At 50.6% G+C, this 17,200-nt stretch carries 9 protein-coding genes, 1 tRNA gene and 2 pseudogenes; 4 read left to right on the plus strand and 8 right to left on the minus strand.

The features are described from left to right. On the minus strand, nt 1-504 hold a 504-nt coding region (locus DWB85_RS18440), incomplete at its 3' end, for a helix-turn-helix domain-containing protein (protein WP_133300678.1). A 527-nt stretch (nt 505-1,031) separates the two neighbouring features. Between DWB85_RS18440 and DWB85_RS18450 the strand changes: the two are divergent. Next, nucleotides 1,032-1,208, plus strand: a pseudogene (locus tag DWB85_RS18450) (helix-turn-helix domain-containing protein); the annotation flags it as partial. Between the two features lie 163 nt (nt 1,209-1,371). Here the strand turns inward: DWB85_RS18450 and DWB85_RS19590 are convergent. After that, a tRNA-Ser gene (locus DWB85_RS19590) sits at nt 1,372-1,436 on the minus strand. A 219-nt stretch (nt 1,437-1,655) separates the two neighbouring features. On the opposite strand from DWB85_RS19590, the gene DWB85_RS18455 reads away from it, so the two are divergent. Together DWB85_RS18455 and DWB85_RS19820 are read left to right on the plus strand one after the other, a co-directional pair. Further along, the gene (locus DWB85_RS18455; RefSeq protein WP_117957467.1) at nt 1,656-2,951 is read left to right on the plus strand and encodes an integrase; all 1,296 of its coding nucleotides are present in this window, start codon (nt 1,656-1,658) and stop codon (nt 2,949-2,951) included. Between the two features lie 40 nt (nt 2,952-2,991). Further along, nucleotides 2,992-3,212: pseudogene (locus tag DWB85_RS19820) on the plus strand (IS481 family transposase); the annotation flags it as partial. A 2-nt stretch (nt 3,213-3,214) separates the two neighbouring features. Here DWB85_RS19820 and DWB85_RS18465 read toward each other — a convergent pair. Then, complete coding sequence (locus DWB85_RS18465) at nt 3,215-6,316, minus strand: sacsin N-terminal ATP-binding-like domain-containing protein (RefSeq protein WP_117957469.1); 3,102 nt, start codon at nt 6,314-6,316, stop codon at nt 3,215-3,217. After that, nucleotides 6,309-9,899 carry a helicase-related protein gene (locus tag DWB85_RS18470; protein WP_239017389.1) on the minus strand — a complete coding sequence of 1,197 codons (3,591 nt, stop codon included), beginning with the start codon at nt 9,897-9,899 and terminating at the stop codon, nt 6,309-6,311. Before DWB85_RS18470 ends, DWB85_RS18465 begins: the two co-directional genes overlap by 8 nt. 155 nt (nt 9,900-10,054) lie before the next feature. On the opposite strand from DWB85_RS18470, the gene DWB85_RS18475 reads away from it, so the two are divergent. Beyond that, nucleotides 10,055-11,218 (plus strand): IS256 family transposase, encoded by a 1,164-nt coding sequence (locus DWB85_RS18475; RefSeq protein WP_117957471.1) that lies wholly within the window; start codon nt 10,055-10,057, stop codon nt 11,216-11,218. Nucleotides 11,219-11,691: 473 nt separating this feature from the next. On the opposite strand, the gene DWB85_RS18480 is transcribed toward DWB85_RS18475, so the two are convergent. From DWB85_RS18480 to DWB85_RS18495, 4 genes are all read right to left on the minus strand, one after another. Continuing rightward, nucleotides 11,692-13,167: a DUF2779 domain-containing protein gene (locus tag DWB85_RS18480; RefSeq protein ID WP_117957473.1), complete on the minus strand. Its 1,476-nt coding sequence runs from the start codon at nt 13,165-13,167 to the stop codon at nt 11,692-11,694. 50 nt (nt 13,168-13,217) lie between these two features. Continuing rightward, complete coding sequence (locus DWB85_RS18485; RefSeq protein ID WP_117957475.1) at nt 13,218-13,484, minus strand: hypothetical protein; 267 nt, start codon at nt 13,482-13,484, stop codon at nt 13,218-13,220. A gap of 24 nt (nt 13,485-13,508) precedes the next feature. Continuing rightward, nucleotides 13,509-14,777 carry a DUF2130 domain-containing protein gene (locus DWB85_RS18490; protein WP_117957477.1) on the minus strand — a complete coding sequence of 423 codons (1,269 nt, stop codon included), beginning with the start codon at nt 14,775-14,777 and terminating at the stop codon, nt 13,509-13,511. 237 nt (nt 14,778-15,014) lie between these two features. Continuing rightward, nucleotides 15,015-17,200: DNA polymerase (locus DWB85_RS18495; RefSeq protein WP_133300679.1), on the minus strand; the 2,186-nt coding region annotated here is incomplete at its 5' end.

Below are 17,200 nucleotides of genomic sequence, written 5' to 3' on the forward strand. Positions count from 1 at the left end.
GTAATCATGCCCTTTGCGATAGGCGGTCTCGTCAACGCTCAGTCGCTTCGGGGCCAGCGCCTCCCGGCGAGACAGACCTCGCCGAACGGCCCGTTGCATGATGCCGTCCACCGCATTCCAGTTCAGCCGCAGGCGCTCCGCCACCGCACTGACCGCCGCGGTCTTGAGCCAGTCAATCACCAGCGCCTCAAACAGGGCAGTAAAGCCACTGCCAGGCTCCGCCCAGGGGACGTCAACGGTGACGACACCGTGTTCATTGCATTCCACTCGCGGCACGTCTGCCACCAGGACGGTCTTCAGCTGGCAGGTATCCAGGTGACGCCAGCGCCGAGGCCGTTTGTCGTAGCCCGGGCAGACTTGCCCGCACTTCGGGCACTTCAGCTTGCCGCTACCATGCTGTACATGTACCTCCACCTCGTCGTCCGCAAGCGACACATTTACCGAAGTGACCTTCCAGGGCTTCTGGATACCGAGAATCTGACTGTAAAGCTGTGTATCTTTCATGAGGACAAGGCTAATCTACCCACTCGATTTGGTGAAGACCCTTCTTTGTTAATGTGTGCCCAACTTGCTGGGACAGAAAATTTCCGCGGAAACGCGAAAGGATTGAACCTCGTGCCCGAACCGGCTGATGAAATAACGCACTAGACCGGATATTTCATGAGCGATCAGATTTGGCCGCGTTCCCGCGGAGATTTTTTCAGAACGCGGGGATTGGCCAGTTGATCGGCTGATTTGATCCAATTTCGTGTTTTTCAGGCATAGCTCCCCCAAGCCCCATTGTTTATCAACGTGCCGGGGCAGCACTCATTGGGGGTTATGAGGAGTTCAGACGGTAGGCTACCGTGCGTATTCCAGACCAAGCCTGCCACTGATTCCAGACGAAGCCTGCCACCCATTCCACGCGAAAGCTGCCACTGATTCCACGGCAAAGCTGCCACCCCGGCAGCCTGTCCGAGAACCACCAGCGGAGCACCCCGACGCGGGATAACTAACCGGTATTCTGGCCCCTTTCAAACGGAGGGGACCAGATGCCAGCAAAGAGGTTATCCATGCGTAAAATCAAAGAAGTCCTGCGCCTCAAATGGGCCAGGGGCATGAGCAATCGCAAGATTGCCACCAGGTGCGGCATTGGCCGCCCCACCGTCAGCGAGTACCTGCGCCGGGCCGAGGAGGCCGGGCTCAGTTGGCCCCTGCCTACCGATCTGGGGGCTACTCCTGTCGGTGTGGGCTGACAGGGTGCAGGCCAGCTCAGTTCAGGAGAAGGGCGTGGTTAGTTTGGCGCTTACAGAAATCAGGTTTTGGGCAGTGCGAGCGCATGCCCAAAAACCAAAAAAGCCCGTAGTCTCAAAAACATACGGGCTTCTAAAATGGCGGACCGGACGGGACTCGAACCCGCGACCTCCGGCGTGACAGGCCAAAAATGTCACCTTTCCCTTGTTTTTGATTTCTGTCTAAAAAATTAAAATACTCTATTTATATTATATATTTCAGTATCTTATGATGTTCCTTCTTGTCCGGCCCTGTACTTTTCTGTTCCGGAGAGCCTGTCAAAATGCGCCAAATTTGTGTGGCTATTGTGTCACCGAGCAAAACTCAGAACTTGTGACAGCCTTTCTATTAGGCCTATAATTGCGATTCAGAGGCTCATCTACATGTCCCAAAAACTCAACGCCACAGTCATCAAAAACCTGAAGCCCAAGGCAAAGCGCTACTTGGTGACAGACAGCCAAACCCCAGGACTGGTACTGAAAGTCAGTCCCAATGGCGGCAAATATTTCTATTACCGGTACCGTCCTTCAGGTAGCAGCCGTGTCCTCGAGGAGCCCATTGGGAACGCGTCGATTTTATCGCTGGCGGACGCCCGGGATGCCGTAGCAATCAAGGCTGGCGAGGTGGCAAAAGGCATTGATCTAAGGGCCGCCAGGCGAGCGGTACGGGAACAGGAAGCTCTAGACGCCGGAGAGGCAAACAACGCTCACCTTCATCTATTCAATTACATCGACAATTACTACTCGCCTTATGCGCTGGAACACAGCGTCACCGGGGCTGAGATGGTAAAAACCCTGAAGCGGGAGTTCGAATTCCTAAAGGACAAACCCATCGATCAAATCGACAGCCGTGACATCGAACAGTGGCGCAGCTCTCGCGGTCGAAACGTCACCTTTGCCCGGATCAAACGGATTTACACCTACCTGAAGGCGTGTATCAATACGGCCGTGAAGCACTACAAGCTGATCGATCGATTCGAGCTGCAGAATTATTCGCTCAAGCGAAAAATCACTGAAAAGGTGAACCCGCCCAAGGTCCGATATCTCACCCGAGAGGAAGAAATACGACTACTGTCCGCGCTTGAGGAGCGTGATAAGGAACTGAAGGAAAAGAGAGCTCGCTATGTGGAGTGGCAATCCAGCCGCAACCACAAGAAGAAACGGCTGGAGCCCTACTCTGATCAGGATTACCCGGACCATGTGACCCCGATCGTTGTGCTCGCCTACCACACCGGGTTTGATATGGGGGATATTTTCGACCTCCATTGGGAGCACGTTGACTTTGCCAACAACCAGATACGTAAAGTTCGCAACAAGACCAGCCACCAGGCTGAGAATCCTCAGCCAGTCGTCGTGCCGATGTCACCCGGCGTGAAGAACATTCTTGAACAATGGGGCCGCCAGCATGGTACGTCCGGGCGAGTCTTCAAGAGCCCCAAAACTGGGGGAAGACTGGACAATATCTCCAAAGCCTGGCGATCCATCTTGAAAAAGGCTGAGCTGAATGATTTTAGATTCAAGGATCTTCGCCATACCTTCGGCAGTTGGCTCGCCATCGACGGCGTGAGCATCCTGCAAATCCGGGACCTGATGGGGCACACGGACGTGAAGACCACCCAGGTCTATGCGCACCTCTGCCCGGCTAAAAAGGAGCAGTCGATTCTGGCAGTATTCTCATGATAACTGTTTGGCGATCCAGAAACCTGCGATCAAAAGGCACCCGTTCTACGAGCAGCATTCATTGCCTGTACTCCGCATCCTGACAAACAGATCGTGGAACCGAGTACTGTGACAATCTGGAACGGCACGATTACCAGCTATACCTGGCGGTCAATGAGATAGAGCACACCAAAGCCAAGGTGAAATCGCCGTAGACCAATGGCATCTGCGATGCTTTTCCACAAGGCCGTGCCGCAGGAGTTCAACCAGGTAACCCTCCGAAACTATCCATCGGGCAAACCAGTCTCGTCTAGAAGCACTCTTAGATCGTGGATATGGGATTCGACAAATTTCATACTGGCCTTCTCCCTTCCGAAATTTAGACCGATTTCCGATCCCTCAGTTGAATAGATCGATTCCAAAAAGGCCCGGCAAGCGTCGCTATCACGCTTTATGTACTCTTTATACTTGGCGGCACATACAGGGCATAAAGCAAGATGCTGCTCCTCACGCTCCAGCTTGAATCCGGAAGCTATTTCGACGGCCTCCATGTAGTACTCGCCGTCGCGTTTCTTGAAGGGCATAACATCATGACAAAGCTGACATATCAGCTGATTTTTGCTGTTTCTGTACGTTTCTCTAAGCCATGCATCGGGTTCAATGCTAGTTTGAGATTCCCTGACTGATCTATCCTTCGTCGCGTACTTGACACCCTTGGAGTCCTTGACCGAGCTAGTGACTTTCGTTCTTCTCCTTTCCGGATTCTTAACTAATCTTTCTGGGAACTCCACGGGGTTCGAGAGCTCTTGAACTTTGCGCTTCACTTTGTTGTATTCATCAGGGGAATTTTTCAGCTCTTTCAAAAGCTCAATGTCACTGAGTGACAGGCCAAATACTTTCTCGGCAGTATCCTTTTTCAGCTGGTAATCAGCGGTTGCCTTCTTTTCCTTCTCAGCAAAGCCAATCGCTGTAAGCCAGCCGTTTCTATCGTCATACTCTAAATCTGACGTTAGATCGCTCTTCCGAATATCTTGTGCTTTCTTGAAGTTATTTGACTTGTCGGGAATCCACGCGGCGGTCGTGAGCATTTGAATTAGCGTAGAGCTAACAGTTCTCATAGTATATTGCTGATTTGGCCTGTAGCGCGCCTTGAGAACTCTGGGATCAGCCTGCCTTACTGTATCCCAAATCAGTTTAGCAATCTTGGGATCCCGTTTATCCAACAAGCTTTCTAAATCAGTGATGGTGTAATCTTCGTTGGTTCGTGTATGTGTTTCACGCGAGCCAGACATACCTTCAAATAGCGTAGATCTTTTGGGGTTTCTCCAGACACTGGACTTGACGATTTCTAGAGAGCTGGCAACACCGACCGCGATGGCGAAGTTATTAAATCCAGCAACTTTTGCATACCCCGACCAGAGTGGATACCTTGCATTTGAAGGGATAGCATTATCATATATGCAGCTGATGCCGGTGTTTTTGATTGGCTTGTCTAAGAAGCCGTGCTGAGCTTCCAAGTAAGACTCTGCATCTCCAGAGAGGAATATCGAATAGTCTTTATAAATAGAATAATTCTTCGTCTTTTCAGAGTAATCAATGAATCGACTCATATGCTCGCTGTGTTGTTTTCTTGTTATATCCTCGTCAACCTCCTCTGAATAGTAAGAATCGAGAATATTTTGTATCTCCTCTCTCTCGCCAAATAGTGAGACCCCGAGCTTTTCGAATAAGGATCTCATTCGAGTACGTTCATCCTTTGTCAACTCTCGGAATAAGTCGTGATGAAGCGTGGTATATCCGTAAGCCTTGTTCTTACCGCTAGCTGGGAAATACACGCCGTCAAACCGAGTTACAGTTCTCTCGTTCGTATAACATATGGTCAAGTGGCTTGAAAGTTTAGATTCTGAGTCTGTTCGCTTTGCAGCGGAGTACAGTGTCAAATAAAACTTCCTCAGCCAAGGTAAAGATTTGGCTGCAAGCCAATCTGTATCTACTTTCTTTGCGTTGAAGAACCAATATTTGGAATGGATATCATCAAGCACCTCCGAATACCCCCAGGTAGACACTTTTAGGTCAGATAGCAATTTGTCCGCCCGGGAATTCTGCAAGACTCCCACCGCCCATTTCTTCGATATCTTGGATGACAGAAAACTGACATCATCGTCTGAGAATACGTCTGATAGAGCCTTTGGCCCCTTGACTAACTCCACAGCAGGCGAATAGCTGTTTGAACGGGTCAATATCAGTGCTTCTTTACTAAGCGCCTCATGCACTCTGGCTCGAATTGGCTCATAAAACTTAGGAAGAGTATCCTCGTTGATTGGAAGAACAGCCAGGAGATCCGAATTCAAAAGCTTGTGTTTTTTCAGTTCAAACAGCCCAGATACCACCAACTCAGACAAGGTTCTCATAATCTTCCGATTATCCTCGTGGTCGTGCTTGACACTAGCGCGATCTATTGCAGAGGCGAACGGACCGTTGATGTAAAATTTTAGCCCAGTACTTTCCTTGTCAGCAGGGAAGAATATGCACAACCTCCCATCAGCTTCCACAACCTTCATTTGCTCATCAATGGGTGTGCCTTTCTTTAGTTCCCGTTGATCATTCTTTTTAAAGCCGAGCTGAAGCGCTATACCGCACATCAGATTACCATGCCCTTCAAGAGGGGCCTGGTACTTCAGGAACCATACATCTTCTTCAAGTTGGGCAGAGCTAGGATGTACTATAGATATTTGGCACAACGAGCCGTCTAGCGCCGACATATCATCTCTCATTACTAAGCCCGGCGCCTGGCCCTGTATTTTCCACTCAATACTCTTTATGTTATTGAGGAATAAAATAGCGGTATGGTCCATTCGCTCAAAAACGCTCATAACCTCTTGGTAGCATTGCGCTGCTGGCTTCGAGCTATTATTAAATGGAAAAATGAAGAGTGTTGTTTCATCCTCCTTCTTGACCGATGGTACAGAGCTGGGGCAAAAGAGGTGCTCAATCTGGAACTCGTAGTCTCCAGAATATATCTGAGGTGTATCGCTATACGCGAAAACTGCCTTAAAGCCAATGCCGAACTTTCCGACCTTGTTGACATCATCTTTCTTGGTGCTTTCACCGATGCCTGTTATCGATTCAACATCTCTTTCTGTGAACATCCGCCTCCCGTTGTGAGAAAAACGTAATTCCGTCTTGGATAGTTCAAAACTTACCTGTGTTGCTTCCGCATCCTCTGCATTCTGCAAAAGCTCGTAGACGAAATGTGCTTCATCAGGATACAGCTCCGATAGAAGGCCTCTTAAGCCGGCTTCAAAGTTGTTTTTCCTCGTTAATTCAAGCCATTCAGATCGCATCTCCCCGATCTGTGAAATTACTTCTCGAGGCGTTCTAGTCATTCTTAGATCCCTCTATTATCCGGATTAATCCGAAAGCGACCGGTTGTGAGGTAATATCGGCTTTGCTTGCTGCCTCCTTCAATTCGGATAAATGTCGCTTGTAGTCCATGTCTGCATTGTTCTTTTGGGCTTGACGCATCCTTATAATTTTGTCGTTTGTAGCGTTCGAAATCTTTTCCTCCAACAAAGCAACCCTAGCTCCGTGGCTAGTATCGAGGCTCTCACGCCGATGACTCACGAGTCGTTCAGTATGATCAACGTGACGATTCTTTGCATTGTTCCAAAGCTCGAAATGCATTCCATCGAGGTCGTTGAAGACGTTATCCGTTGGTAGGTCATCCTCATTGATCTCAAGTCCACGGGCGTACTCTAGGAGAAGGGGTAGCCGTTCTGCGAGTACTGGATCATCAGCAATAGGCTGTAGCGTGAGATCATTTGAAACTCCGCTATATGACCACTCATAAATCGCAAAGGGATAGTCTCCAGGCTCACAGGTATCATCCACCACGCTAAGTGTCACAATCGGCTTAGCTCCCATATTCCCGACGAATTTGGCGGCCTGTTTCACAAGGGGATGTAGTGGGTTAATAAATGCCACTGAAGCGTCTTCTGCAGCAGTAGCCCCGTCAAACGTTAGCTGTAGGTGTTGATCCCTACCCTTTAACCAGTCTTCCCACTGTTTATTTGCTGTCGATGCGATTCGTGGTAGGGATCGATAATCAGAGAGAAGAAGCTCCCTACGCTCTTGCGATAAACGCAGGCTCTTGATTGGCTTCTCTCCCAGAAGGTACTCGTTGTCATCCTTGAAAGTCTGCCTGAAATAGTTTCTAACCAAATTTTCAAGCGAGGATACAGAAAGCCAATAGCTTGAGGCGTTATCAATCTCCTGCTGTAACTGGTCAGCCGGAAGGCGAATTCCGAACAGTTCAGCCTGTTTGTCTTCCAGGTTCTGCTGCTCCTGAACGTGACGGATTTCGTTATCCGCTAGTTGCTGCAGTTTCTCCTGCCTTTCTTCTGCAGTAAGCTTTAAGTCTTCAGCTACGTCTTTTATTTGCTTGGCGATACTACCGAGTATTTCCTCACCAGCGCCTATAGAGCGCTCAAAAATTCCAATACGCATTAAGCAACGACTATATATATCGGCATCAACAGTTCCTGGTGTAATAAAGTTATAGATGATTACTTTTTCGCTTCTCTGCCCATTTCTATCTATTCGACCTATTCGCTGCTCAATCTTCATTGGGTTCCAAGGCAAATCGTAATTAACCATACAGTCACAGAACTGGTAATCGAGGCCTTCACAACCTACCTCAGAAAATAATAAAACATCGAGGGCTTCCGAATCTTCCGGGCCCATCTGGAATCTTCGCCTAAGATTGACGCGGTCGGCATCTGGCACCCCACCATGAACTAAGCCTACACGCATGCCTTCTCTGACTAAATTTTCGTAAAGGTAGGACAATGTGTGTCGAAAGCTGCTGAACACCATCAGCTTATTGTTTTCGAGGGCTTGTTTCTGCCGAATTACAACCTGAAGAGCTCGAAGCTTCGGATCCTCGTCTCCCAAGCGAGAGGCCAGCTCTACTACACCTGATATTTTTTCTTCCAGGACCTGGATTACTTCGGCCGCGTATGGCGCATAACCGTCAGACCCTTCCTGCTCATACAAATCTTCAGTTCGTCTATTTAGTATGTCCGATATCAGGGGCTTTAACCCGAACAAACAACTCGCAGCTTGCCGGCGTATGGTCGTCATCATAAAGTTGATGCTTTTGCCGGCATGTATTTTCGAGTAGATCTCTTCCTGCACCTCCAGCAATGCATCGTGAAGTACTTTCTGCTCTTCCGTAAACTCGACCTCAATGGTTTTAGGTTCACGAACGGTAAATTCACCGATATCCCTTCTACGAGTTCGATTAATAATATTAGAGAATGTATGGAGGTCTTCGAGAACCGGAATGGCTTTCACCCTATCAACATCGCTTAAACCAGATCTTTTGAACTTTGTAACAGTCTCCTGAAAATCCGGGTTTCTCTTGAGTATCCTTTCCCCCCAAGGCGTGTTTCCAGCCCTCTCCAAAGCTTCAACTGCTTTTACATCCCAGCCCGATTGTCCTCCTCTAACAAAATCTATAGCTTGATTGATATATGGGTTGGGTTCCGCCATATGTTCAAAGCTTTTCTTATCTATTACCAAGTCTGGGCGCAACATGTTCAGAAGAATATAGAGGTCATCGCTGCCAAGCTGTACAGGAGTCGCAGTCAGGAAAACAACGGCCTCTGCATTGTCACAGAAAAATCTCACCGCTTCGTAGTTCAGCGTAGATGGATTGCGGGCGTGATGAGCTTCATCTACTATCACAAGATCGAATTTCGGCGGAGGATCAAGATCTAGCAAACCCTTCTGTGATTTCTTGCGCCTTGTCGAGCCATTTGAATCTGTACCATGAATCAACACGTCATCAAAAAGTGAGTACGGAAGAACCGTCTTGGCATGCTGGTCGGGCCACTCTCCTTCCATATCACACTCAGAGATACAGTATCTAAGAGCCGCGCCGTCAAGCTGAGTAAAACGTTCATCAAACCGTCGCATTTCGTTGACCCACTTATTTTCTGTCACAAGCGGTTTTGGACATATAATTAGCACAGACTTAACGTCAATCCGTGCTTGTAACTCTCTCAAAACCAAACCTGCTTCAATTGTCTTACCGACACCCACACCATCGGCAATTAAAAGACGGGGACGGTCAGCCCGAATAAACTTCATAACTGGACGGAATTGATAGGGAATGAAGTCTATTCGAGCCGCATTTAGTGAATATAGAGTGGATAGACCCGGGTGCTGTATTTGACGAGCGGATAGAAGCGCGTTGAAGGTATCAAGGTTTACTTGTGTAAGTTCGTTCGAATCTTCCTCCATGAGTTCCAGTTGCGATTCGTAATACCAAGATGGACTTTTATCTACGAAAACCTTGTAACGATGCTGCTCGCTACCTGCTTGCACTTCTATTACTGGACCGTACTTTTCATGATCGGCGGACGTGCAAACCATATCCCCAATCTTGAAGCTCGTAGCGTCATCGCCATCAGGGGCTGGGGAGGGTATCGGAGCTTCGGGGAGATCCGGCGCAGTTGAATTGTCTTTGCCGAGAATCGCATCACGCTCAGATCGGGCCCTCTCCACCAGATCATCGTCCGCATCAAACGCAATGAGAAATCTAACCAGAGTATCGAGGTCGCGATAAATATCTTCGCCTGGATAGGCATCTACCCCTGCATGAGCCCACCTATTGCGAATCATAAGGACTTCTTTCAGATAATGGCGCGCATCGTGGCTCAGACCAGCCTTGTATCCTATGTCATGCCAGTTTCGATCCAAAATTCTCCCCAGGGCGGCAAGATCCAAGCCTGATAGAGAATCTATCTTGAGGGATTCAATGTGCCGTCTCTGCGAATCGCTGACTTTGTAGAGCACACATTCCTTCCACCACGCCTCACCGGCCACACGAGGTAGCCAGTACTCCAGGAACACCAGAATAACCTTGGTCACATCAAGCTGAATATCAGCCATCTTTGCCTGCATTTCATACTCCGCGGTCAATTAGAAAACCCCTGTTTACAATACTAGCGGTAGTGCACCATTCTTTCTGTAATTTTCAGGTGGCGTTGAAGAGCTGAGCCACCCGGTTATCCTTTCGATTGTGAATTTGGCGATTTACAAACTAGAGGAAAAGACGAATGGCTCAGCAATCACAGGATAGTGCGATTTACGATGCAGTGGAACTGCTCAAAGAAAATGGATTTGACGGCGTCGCAGAGGCGGTCACCGTGCTGATGAATGCCGCGATGGTGGCAGAGCGCAGCGAGTACCTTGGTGTCAGGCCCTACGAGCGCTCAGAGGACCGCCGTGGCTACGCCAATGGCTTCAAAGGCAAGAGGGTAAAAACCCGGCTCGGGGAGTTGCCGCTGAAGGTGCCGCAGACCCGCGACTGCGAGTTCTACCCCCAAAGCCTGGAGAAAGGCCTGCGCTCAGAGCGTGCGCTGCTGCTGTCGATTGCAGAAATGTACGTCCAGGGTGTTTCCACGCGCCGGGTGAAGCGGATCGTGGAGGAACTGTGCGGCATGGATGTGAGCTCCACCCAGGTCTCCCGGGCCGCCGCTGAGTTGGACGAGCTACTGACTGCCTGGCGTGAGCGCGATCTGGGTCGCTATCGCTATGTGGTGCTGGACGCCCAGTACGAGAAGGTGCGTCAGGGTGGTCAGGTGATCGATGCCGCCGTGTTGATCGCCTGTGGGGTGGACGCCGATGGCCGGCGCGATATCCTGGGCTGCTCGGTATCCCTGTCCGAGGCAGAGGTCCACTGGCGTGCGTTTCTGACTTCACTCAAGGACCGGGGGCTGTACGGCATCGAACTGATCGCCAGCGACGCTCATGAAGGGCTTCAGGCGGCCCGCAGGGCGGTGTTTCCCAGCGTGCCGTGGCAACGGTGCCAGTTCCATCTGCAACAGAACGCCGGGCAGTACGTGCCGTCGGTTGCAATGCGCTCACCGGTCGCGGCGGACATCCGGGCGATCTTTAACGCGCCCGACCAGCATGAGGCCGAGCGCTTGCTGGACATGTTTGTAGAGCGCTACCAGAAGACGGCGCCGAAGCTCGCGGCCTGGGCCGAGGAAGCCCTGCCGCAAGGCTTCACCGTGTTCAGCCTGCCACCAGCCCATCGTCGCCGGCTGCGGACCACGAACCTGGTAGAGAGATTGAACGAGGAGATCCGCCGGCGCACTCGCGTGGCCCGGCTGTTCCCCAACGAGGCATCGTGCCTGCGACTGGTGTCGGCGGTACTGATGGAAATTGCTGAGGACTGGCAGACCGCAGACAAGCGGTACGTCACCTTCAGCGACTAAGAAGCGGTCGAGGGATAACCGAATTTACAGAAAAGATGTTGCTTAATCATACTAGCAACCACCCTCGGCGTATAAATTGCCAAAAGTGTCAATTCGAAGATGGATCACGCCAGCTTGCTCAGGATGCGCCCTACTCCGATCTAAGTAATTGTTTTCGATCGCCATTTCCATCGAATAAGAGTAATACATCACTGTAACTGCCGCTCGCACGTGAAGGTCGTCAGTTGGGCAATTTGCCGGTCTTTCCCAGCCGTCAACCGCTCACCATGAATCACGGTGGCTTATAGCGCAGCACGCCGATTAGCTTTCTGACTGGAACCTACCAGCCATAATCACAGCACACTTCACCACCTTCATCATAAGCATCATCACGATGCTATCGCCAATCAACACCCTAAGCAGGGCCAACCAAGGGCGTGGCACGGCAGCGCAGGTTATTGGCCCCACCTACGCTGGGGTAATTCTTTTTCTGATCAGGCCGCGGCCTGATCAGCAATCTCTAGAAGCTTCCGGTAGAGTTCTACCATGGCGTATGTATCCGTCTCACAGTACTTCAAGAGTGCCTCCCTGAGTTCGCCAGTACTGCCCTCGAACTCTCCCCGCATCATTTGCTCCAACTTGAGCGCAGCGACGTCCCCTGAGGCAACTTCCAAATCTGCGTACCCGGCACCAGGCACCAACGCCGGCAGGACCGATTTAATGCTGAAGCTGCCATGAAATTTGGGGTGGTAGACGTTGTTTCTCACGATTGGGAGAAGATCTACCAGCTTGTCTGCAATAGTGACTAGCTCGCCCTCAAGCTCTGGGCAAATATTAACCAGCCCCTTAATGCAAGACCTTTCAAATCCCGCGTTGTAGGCAACCACTGAGGCCGCGCCGTCACAGGCTCTCACCAGCGCTTTGGCAAGGTCTTGCCGCGGGTCGCCTCCAGGCACAGCCAGCCATTCATAGTGTTCTATAGCCCCATCAGCGGCCATCACATGGCAGCTGAACTGAACGGGAACCTGGGTGTACGGGCTACACCCATCCCAAGCAGGTATTGCCATGGACACGGTCTCGAAATCCAGGAACGCAGCCGGGAAGGACAGAGTGTTCAATCCATCCGTCAGGCCCGGCTCTATGATTACCTGATCAGCACGGACTGAATCGACCTGTCTCGCCGCCGTGGCGCTGAGTTTCACATCAGTCCCGATCTGATCAACCGTGTGAACTCCTTCGGCTACCAGGCTACGCGCCTTGTCCTTGCCCAGTCTGTACAGGGTACTGACGTGATGTTCGGGCAGTTCCGGGAGGCAACGTCCTTTGAAAGGGCAGTCTCGTGGAGAATCACAATGTTGACCAGGCTCGATTTCCGGCTTCTCTTGAATCATGACCAATTGAAGTCTCTGCTCCAGCTCTGCCAAATCAGCCAGCAAGGTCTCCGCCCTGGACGTCACATCTTCCGAGGCAAACAAGTTGGACAGGTCGGGATATCTGCAGTCCCTGTTCAGGTATACCACCTCTGCGCGTGCAACCTGCAGCCCTGCTGCTCTGGCGGTCATCAGCTGAACAGCAATGTCAGGGATATGCTCGTCTTTGACACTCGTGGAGGACTTCACTTCCCGAATCACCCATCCATCTGCCTCAAGCGAAAGTATGTCGATAGCAACAAAGGTGTTTTCATGCTCGAAGGCAGCCTCGTAAATCACGCTGGCGCCTGCGGCTATCGCCTCTCTAGTCAACGCACACTTCTTTTCGTACTCATATCGCTCGCCTTCGATGAGCAGGCCGCCTGGATAGTAATCTCTGGCGACATTACCCACCCGGGTGCCGCTATCCATGCGTGCCCGTGCAACTTCATCAACCTCAAGCTCAGGCGCATTCTTCTCATTCACTTTCAGCCAAAGCTGAAGCGGGCACTGGTGCCCCGCCATGAATCGGCTTTTTGAAAGTACTGGTCCGTTAGTCATTTCACTCTCCTTAGTAATCTCAACCTTTGTATAGATACGCCGGGGCAGCTTCAATGCACGGTAGCGCCGACGGGAACCTCGGCATCTTCGGCCTCGCAGCTATCCGCTGTATCCTCCATTGCGTTCGCTACCGCATAGGTGATTCCGGTCATTACCACAGGGAAAACGGAGATGCTTCCCTCGGTCACCTTCAAGCCCAGCTCTGTTGCGACCAAGCTCAGGGCGAAAGAGACATCACTAGGCTCAGCACCCCTCTTCAAAAGCGCTTTGGTCATCGCCCTTACCTTGCGACATATCTCTTCCTGCTCTTCGTTCATATCCCCTGCGCTCTGTCTACCAATTTATGCGACCTCGATGGGCGCAATTTCATCCAGATGCGGCAGAGAAGCCGTAGAAAGCCCCTGGAGCTCGCCGCATATACCCACCACATTGACGGTAATCCGTTCCAACTGCCCCTCTCGCTTTTTCCAGAGCCTCTGCATAGCAGCCTTCTCCCGCTCCAGGTCATCACGCATGGCGGTATACGCATCCAGCACGGCCCTCACTTTCTGAGCAAACTGTGCTGAACACACGTAGTCGTATAGCGCTTCCATTTTTTCGTTCTTGCCGGATGAAGCGATCTTCTGACGAAACGATTCTATAAGAATGGCCCGAAGTGCATCTGCAAGCGGTTTCGCAAACTCCGGCCTAACGAGCCAGATGCCATCGATCTGCGTGAACGGCTCGTCGACGTTTGCCGGGTAAGCTGTGCTAACAAGCACACCGATCTCGCCGCCAATGGACTGCTGGTCATCCTTCAGCTTGGGAATCCACTTGTTCGACCAGTTCTCGGCGCGCTTGGTCTCCCACACAATCTTTCCTGCGGTCGCACCGCTCCTTAGATTGACCGTCTGGATTACGTCAGCGCCTCGAACGCCCTTCGATACAGACTCTATAGAGTCAATGGGGAAGGATTGGGTAAGGACATCCTCCAGCTCAAGCTCCAGCACCTCTCCCTGAAGCTGCTGTGATCCTTGTTCGAGCTTCCGCTTCAGATCTTCATTGGCCTGGTGGGCATCGTCGATCTTCTTGCGGAGCTCCGCCTCACGCAGCTGAAATTCATTCCCAAGCTCAGAACGAAGAGCTTGCTGCTGCTTCTCCAACTGTCGTTGCAGATTGAGCTCGAGATTTCGCTTTTCTTCGTCGAGCGCTTGTTTTGCCTTCCTCAGGGCGAGTTCTTCCTTGCGAAACTTTTCCAGCTTCTCGTCCTTTTCGGAAAGCTGGGTTTGGAGCTCATCAAGCGCCTCCTGAGCTTCCTGCTTGGCTTCCAGGACAGCCTTCTCTCTCTCCCTGATCAGCTTCCCTGTTACCTTGTCGCGATCAGCCTCCGCTTCCTCGAGCTTCTCGCTGAGTTCACCGAGCTGTTCTTCAAACCGAGTGGCCAACTGGCGCTCGGCTGCTCTCAGAGCACGGGCTTCCAGTGCCGCTCGCTCTTCGCTGAGCTTCTGGTCGTACTCCTCTTCGTAGCGCTCTATCAGGTGATGCGAGATACCCTGGACCAGGGGGAATTCATGGGAACAATCTGGGCAGGTAACGGGATCGTTGGGGTTGATTACTATGCGTTGGCTCATGGTGTTTTCTCCAATACAAATGATCTTTTCATCGGTATTGCAGAATGCATGCCAGATTGTTAACTAACTGTTTTTATTAGCTTTTCCTACTTTTCGGTCAACGCGTAGAATAATATATCTTATACTTTTATAATATTTCTTACCTCTCCAATCACTCTCGAGAGGAACCATTGAACTAAACTTGTTGCCGGCCTTAAACGCAGATTTCAAGTACTAGGCGAGCCATAAACTGGCGCACTACACTAAGACACCTTCGCTGAGAAAGTCATTTATCCCAGCAACGCCCTCCCCGCCATTCCAGCAACTGACGTCATGGTCATTTACAGAAATCTGCGGATTTAGCACAGGGAAGTACCCAACCATGGCACGCTTCATCGCCGACACTACTAAATCGGTGTAGAAATCCTTCTTCTGAAGTGGAACCTCGAAAACGATTGCATCGTACAAAGGCGCAATCAGTTTAAATTCACGTGGCTCCACATTCTCGCCAACTTCAATTACCGCCTGTTTGAACACAGTTGCCGCACTTGCCTGAACTGGATAATTTTTGAACCAGTTCGTTTCCCACGCCCGAGTTGACTCCTGATCCACGGTACCAGATCGATCTTTCGTTCTTACTGATCGACGCACGCCGCTGATCGACTCAACATAGCCCAGACTTCGGCCCTGGTTTACCAATTCCTCTTGATAACTCTCTAAATGAGAATATCGGGCAAATAATTCCTGCAGAAATTGACGAACATTGTCTCGGGGCTTTTGTAGCCATACCTGCACTGTCCTCTCTCCAACACCATAAAGTATGGCGAGAAAGACTAACTTGGCACTATCGCGGTCGATACCCAGTTCTGCACCCAGGGCACTGTAGACATCTCCGCTGTTGTAATCACTGATAAGCAGTTCATCTTCGGCAAGGGCGCCAGAAATTCCCACTTCCATCTGAGCATAGTCGCATTCGACGATGCACTTACCATTCGCCGCTCTGACGATGGGGCGTAGCTGTTTGGGAAAGCCTAGTAAATTGGGCTTCTTTGATGTGCAGCGAAGCGTGTTAGTGCCGATCACTTGATAGTCTGGCACGAAATTTCCAGTGTATTCGGAAATCCCCTTGATACAGGCTCCCATTCTCTCGAGCTTTTCTATCCTGTAGAAAGCGTCAAACACTTGATCGAGATGACGTACAGATTTGAAATCAATATGGTCGATTCGATCCATCACAAAGGAAGAATCGATTGGGCTATCGCTATATGGCAACCATTCGCGCAGGCTATCACGCGTTGGCGTATCAATGCCCTGCTCCCGTAAAGGCTCTACGAGCTTGTTACGCTCCAGCTCAATGTTGCTTGTCATATCCAGAAGCGAGCCACGGTCGACATCAATACCTGCCCCTACCAGAGAAAAAAGGGCTAACGTAAATGGCAGTTCTAGCTTTTCATAGTGCCGCAGTACTCCACTCGCCTCTGTCGCCTGGAGCAGATTCGCCAGATACTTCCATACCCTTGAATCCAGTCCCTCCAGCATCTCCTGACTTGAGACATTCGCAAGATGCTTCAGCAAGCCGTATGAATCAGATTCACCGTGGCCATAGCGAGGATGAAACTTCCCGAGATAGTGAAGTTTCTCCAAGGCCATTACATCGTAGATCTTTTGGTAGCCTGCCAGGTTCTTCACAAAACCATTCTTCAGACAGGCAAAAAGATCATAAACGTAAAGAACTGGCCCTGAGGTATCGCGAGACAACCTCATGCAGCCGCCTGTTCCGGGGGTCAAAAACTGAATAGGCAAAACAAACTGCGTTGATATACCAGGTGCATTATCATACTCTCCCCTGGAATCAGGTTGGTCCACGTATCCCTGGCGCACAGACTCCCGCCTATCCCAAGGAACCACAATCCGATGATCACAATGAATACAGGTCATGCGGCCACTCCCATCTGGGGGTGATGTGTACCCATCTGCCCGCCCACAACCCGGGCATGTCGAATAGCCTTTAGCATTAGCGTGCGATGGGCAGCAAGATCCACATTTACTACAGAAGTACATTTTCTTGTACGAGCGTACTTCCCAAGGGTTGCAGGCATGCTTATCTTCACGACTGTCGATGATCTTGTCGCAATTAGAACCCTGACAATGGCTTAACTTGACCGAGCGAGCGTACTCAGAGCAAGACGTGTCGGCACAGTGCCAATAGGTCACCGAGTAGGCCATTTTGTTTACTGAGTTTGGAGAGTGTTCCGATATTTTCAGCGGCGCTTCACAGCTGCGACAATGCAGCCTGTCGACAACTTCATTCCAACGGTTTATTGCCGCTAGCCTGAAAAATTCACGAAGGGGATAGTAAAACGACGGAAAGATCTTGAAAATAAGGGTGTCGAAGCCATACCAACAAGAAATTCCGCCGTGACAAAATGCTACCAGAATTCGTT

It is taken from the genome of Seongchinamella sediminis (assembly GCF_003457605.1).
GTDB classification, from domain to species: Bacteria; Pseudomonadota; Gammaproteobacteria; order Pseudomonadales; family Halieaceae; genus Halioglobus; species Halioglobus sediminis.

Excerpts from the sequence above, each read along its gene's own strand:
- DWB85_RS18480 (WP_117957473.1), bottom strand. The coding sequence starts at position 13,167 with ATGACTAACGGACCAGTACTTTCAAAAAGCCGATTCATGGCGGGGCAC.
- DWB85_RS18455 (WP_117957467.1), top strand. The coding sequence starts at position 1,656 with ATGTCCCAAAAACTCAACGCCACAGTCATCAAAAACCTGAAGCCCAAG.
- DWB85_RS18490 (WP_117957477.1), bottom strand. The coding sequence starts at position 14,777 with ATGAGCCAACGCATAGTAATCAACCCCAACGATCCCGTTACCTGCCCA.
- DWB85_RS18485 (WP_117957475.1), bottom strand. The coding sequence starts at position 13,484 with ATGAACGAAGAGCAGGAAGAGATATGTCGCAAGGTAAGGGCGATGACC.
- DWB85_RS18465 (WP_117957469.1), bottom strand. The coding sequence starts at position 6,316 with ATGACTAGAACGCCTCGAGAAGTAATTTCACAGATCGGGGAGATGCGA.
- DWB85_RS18475 (WP_117957471.1), top strand. The coding sequence starts at position 10,055 with ATGGCTCAGCAATCACAGGATAGTGCGATTTACGATGCAGTGGAACTG.
- DWB85_RS18470 (WP_239017389.1), bottom strand. The coding sequence starts at position 9,899 with ATGCAGGCAAAGATGGCTGATATTCAGCTTGATGTGACCAAGGTTATT.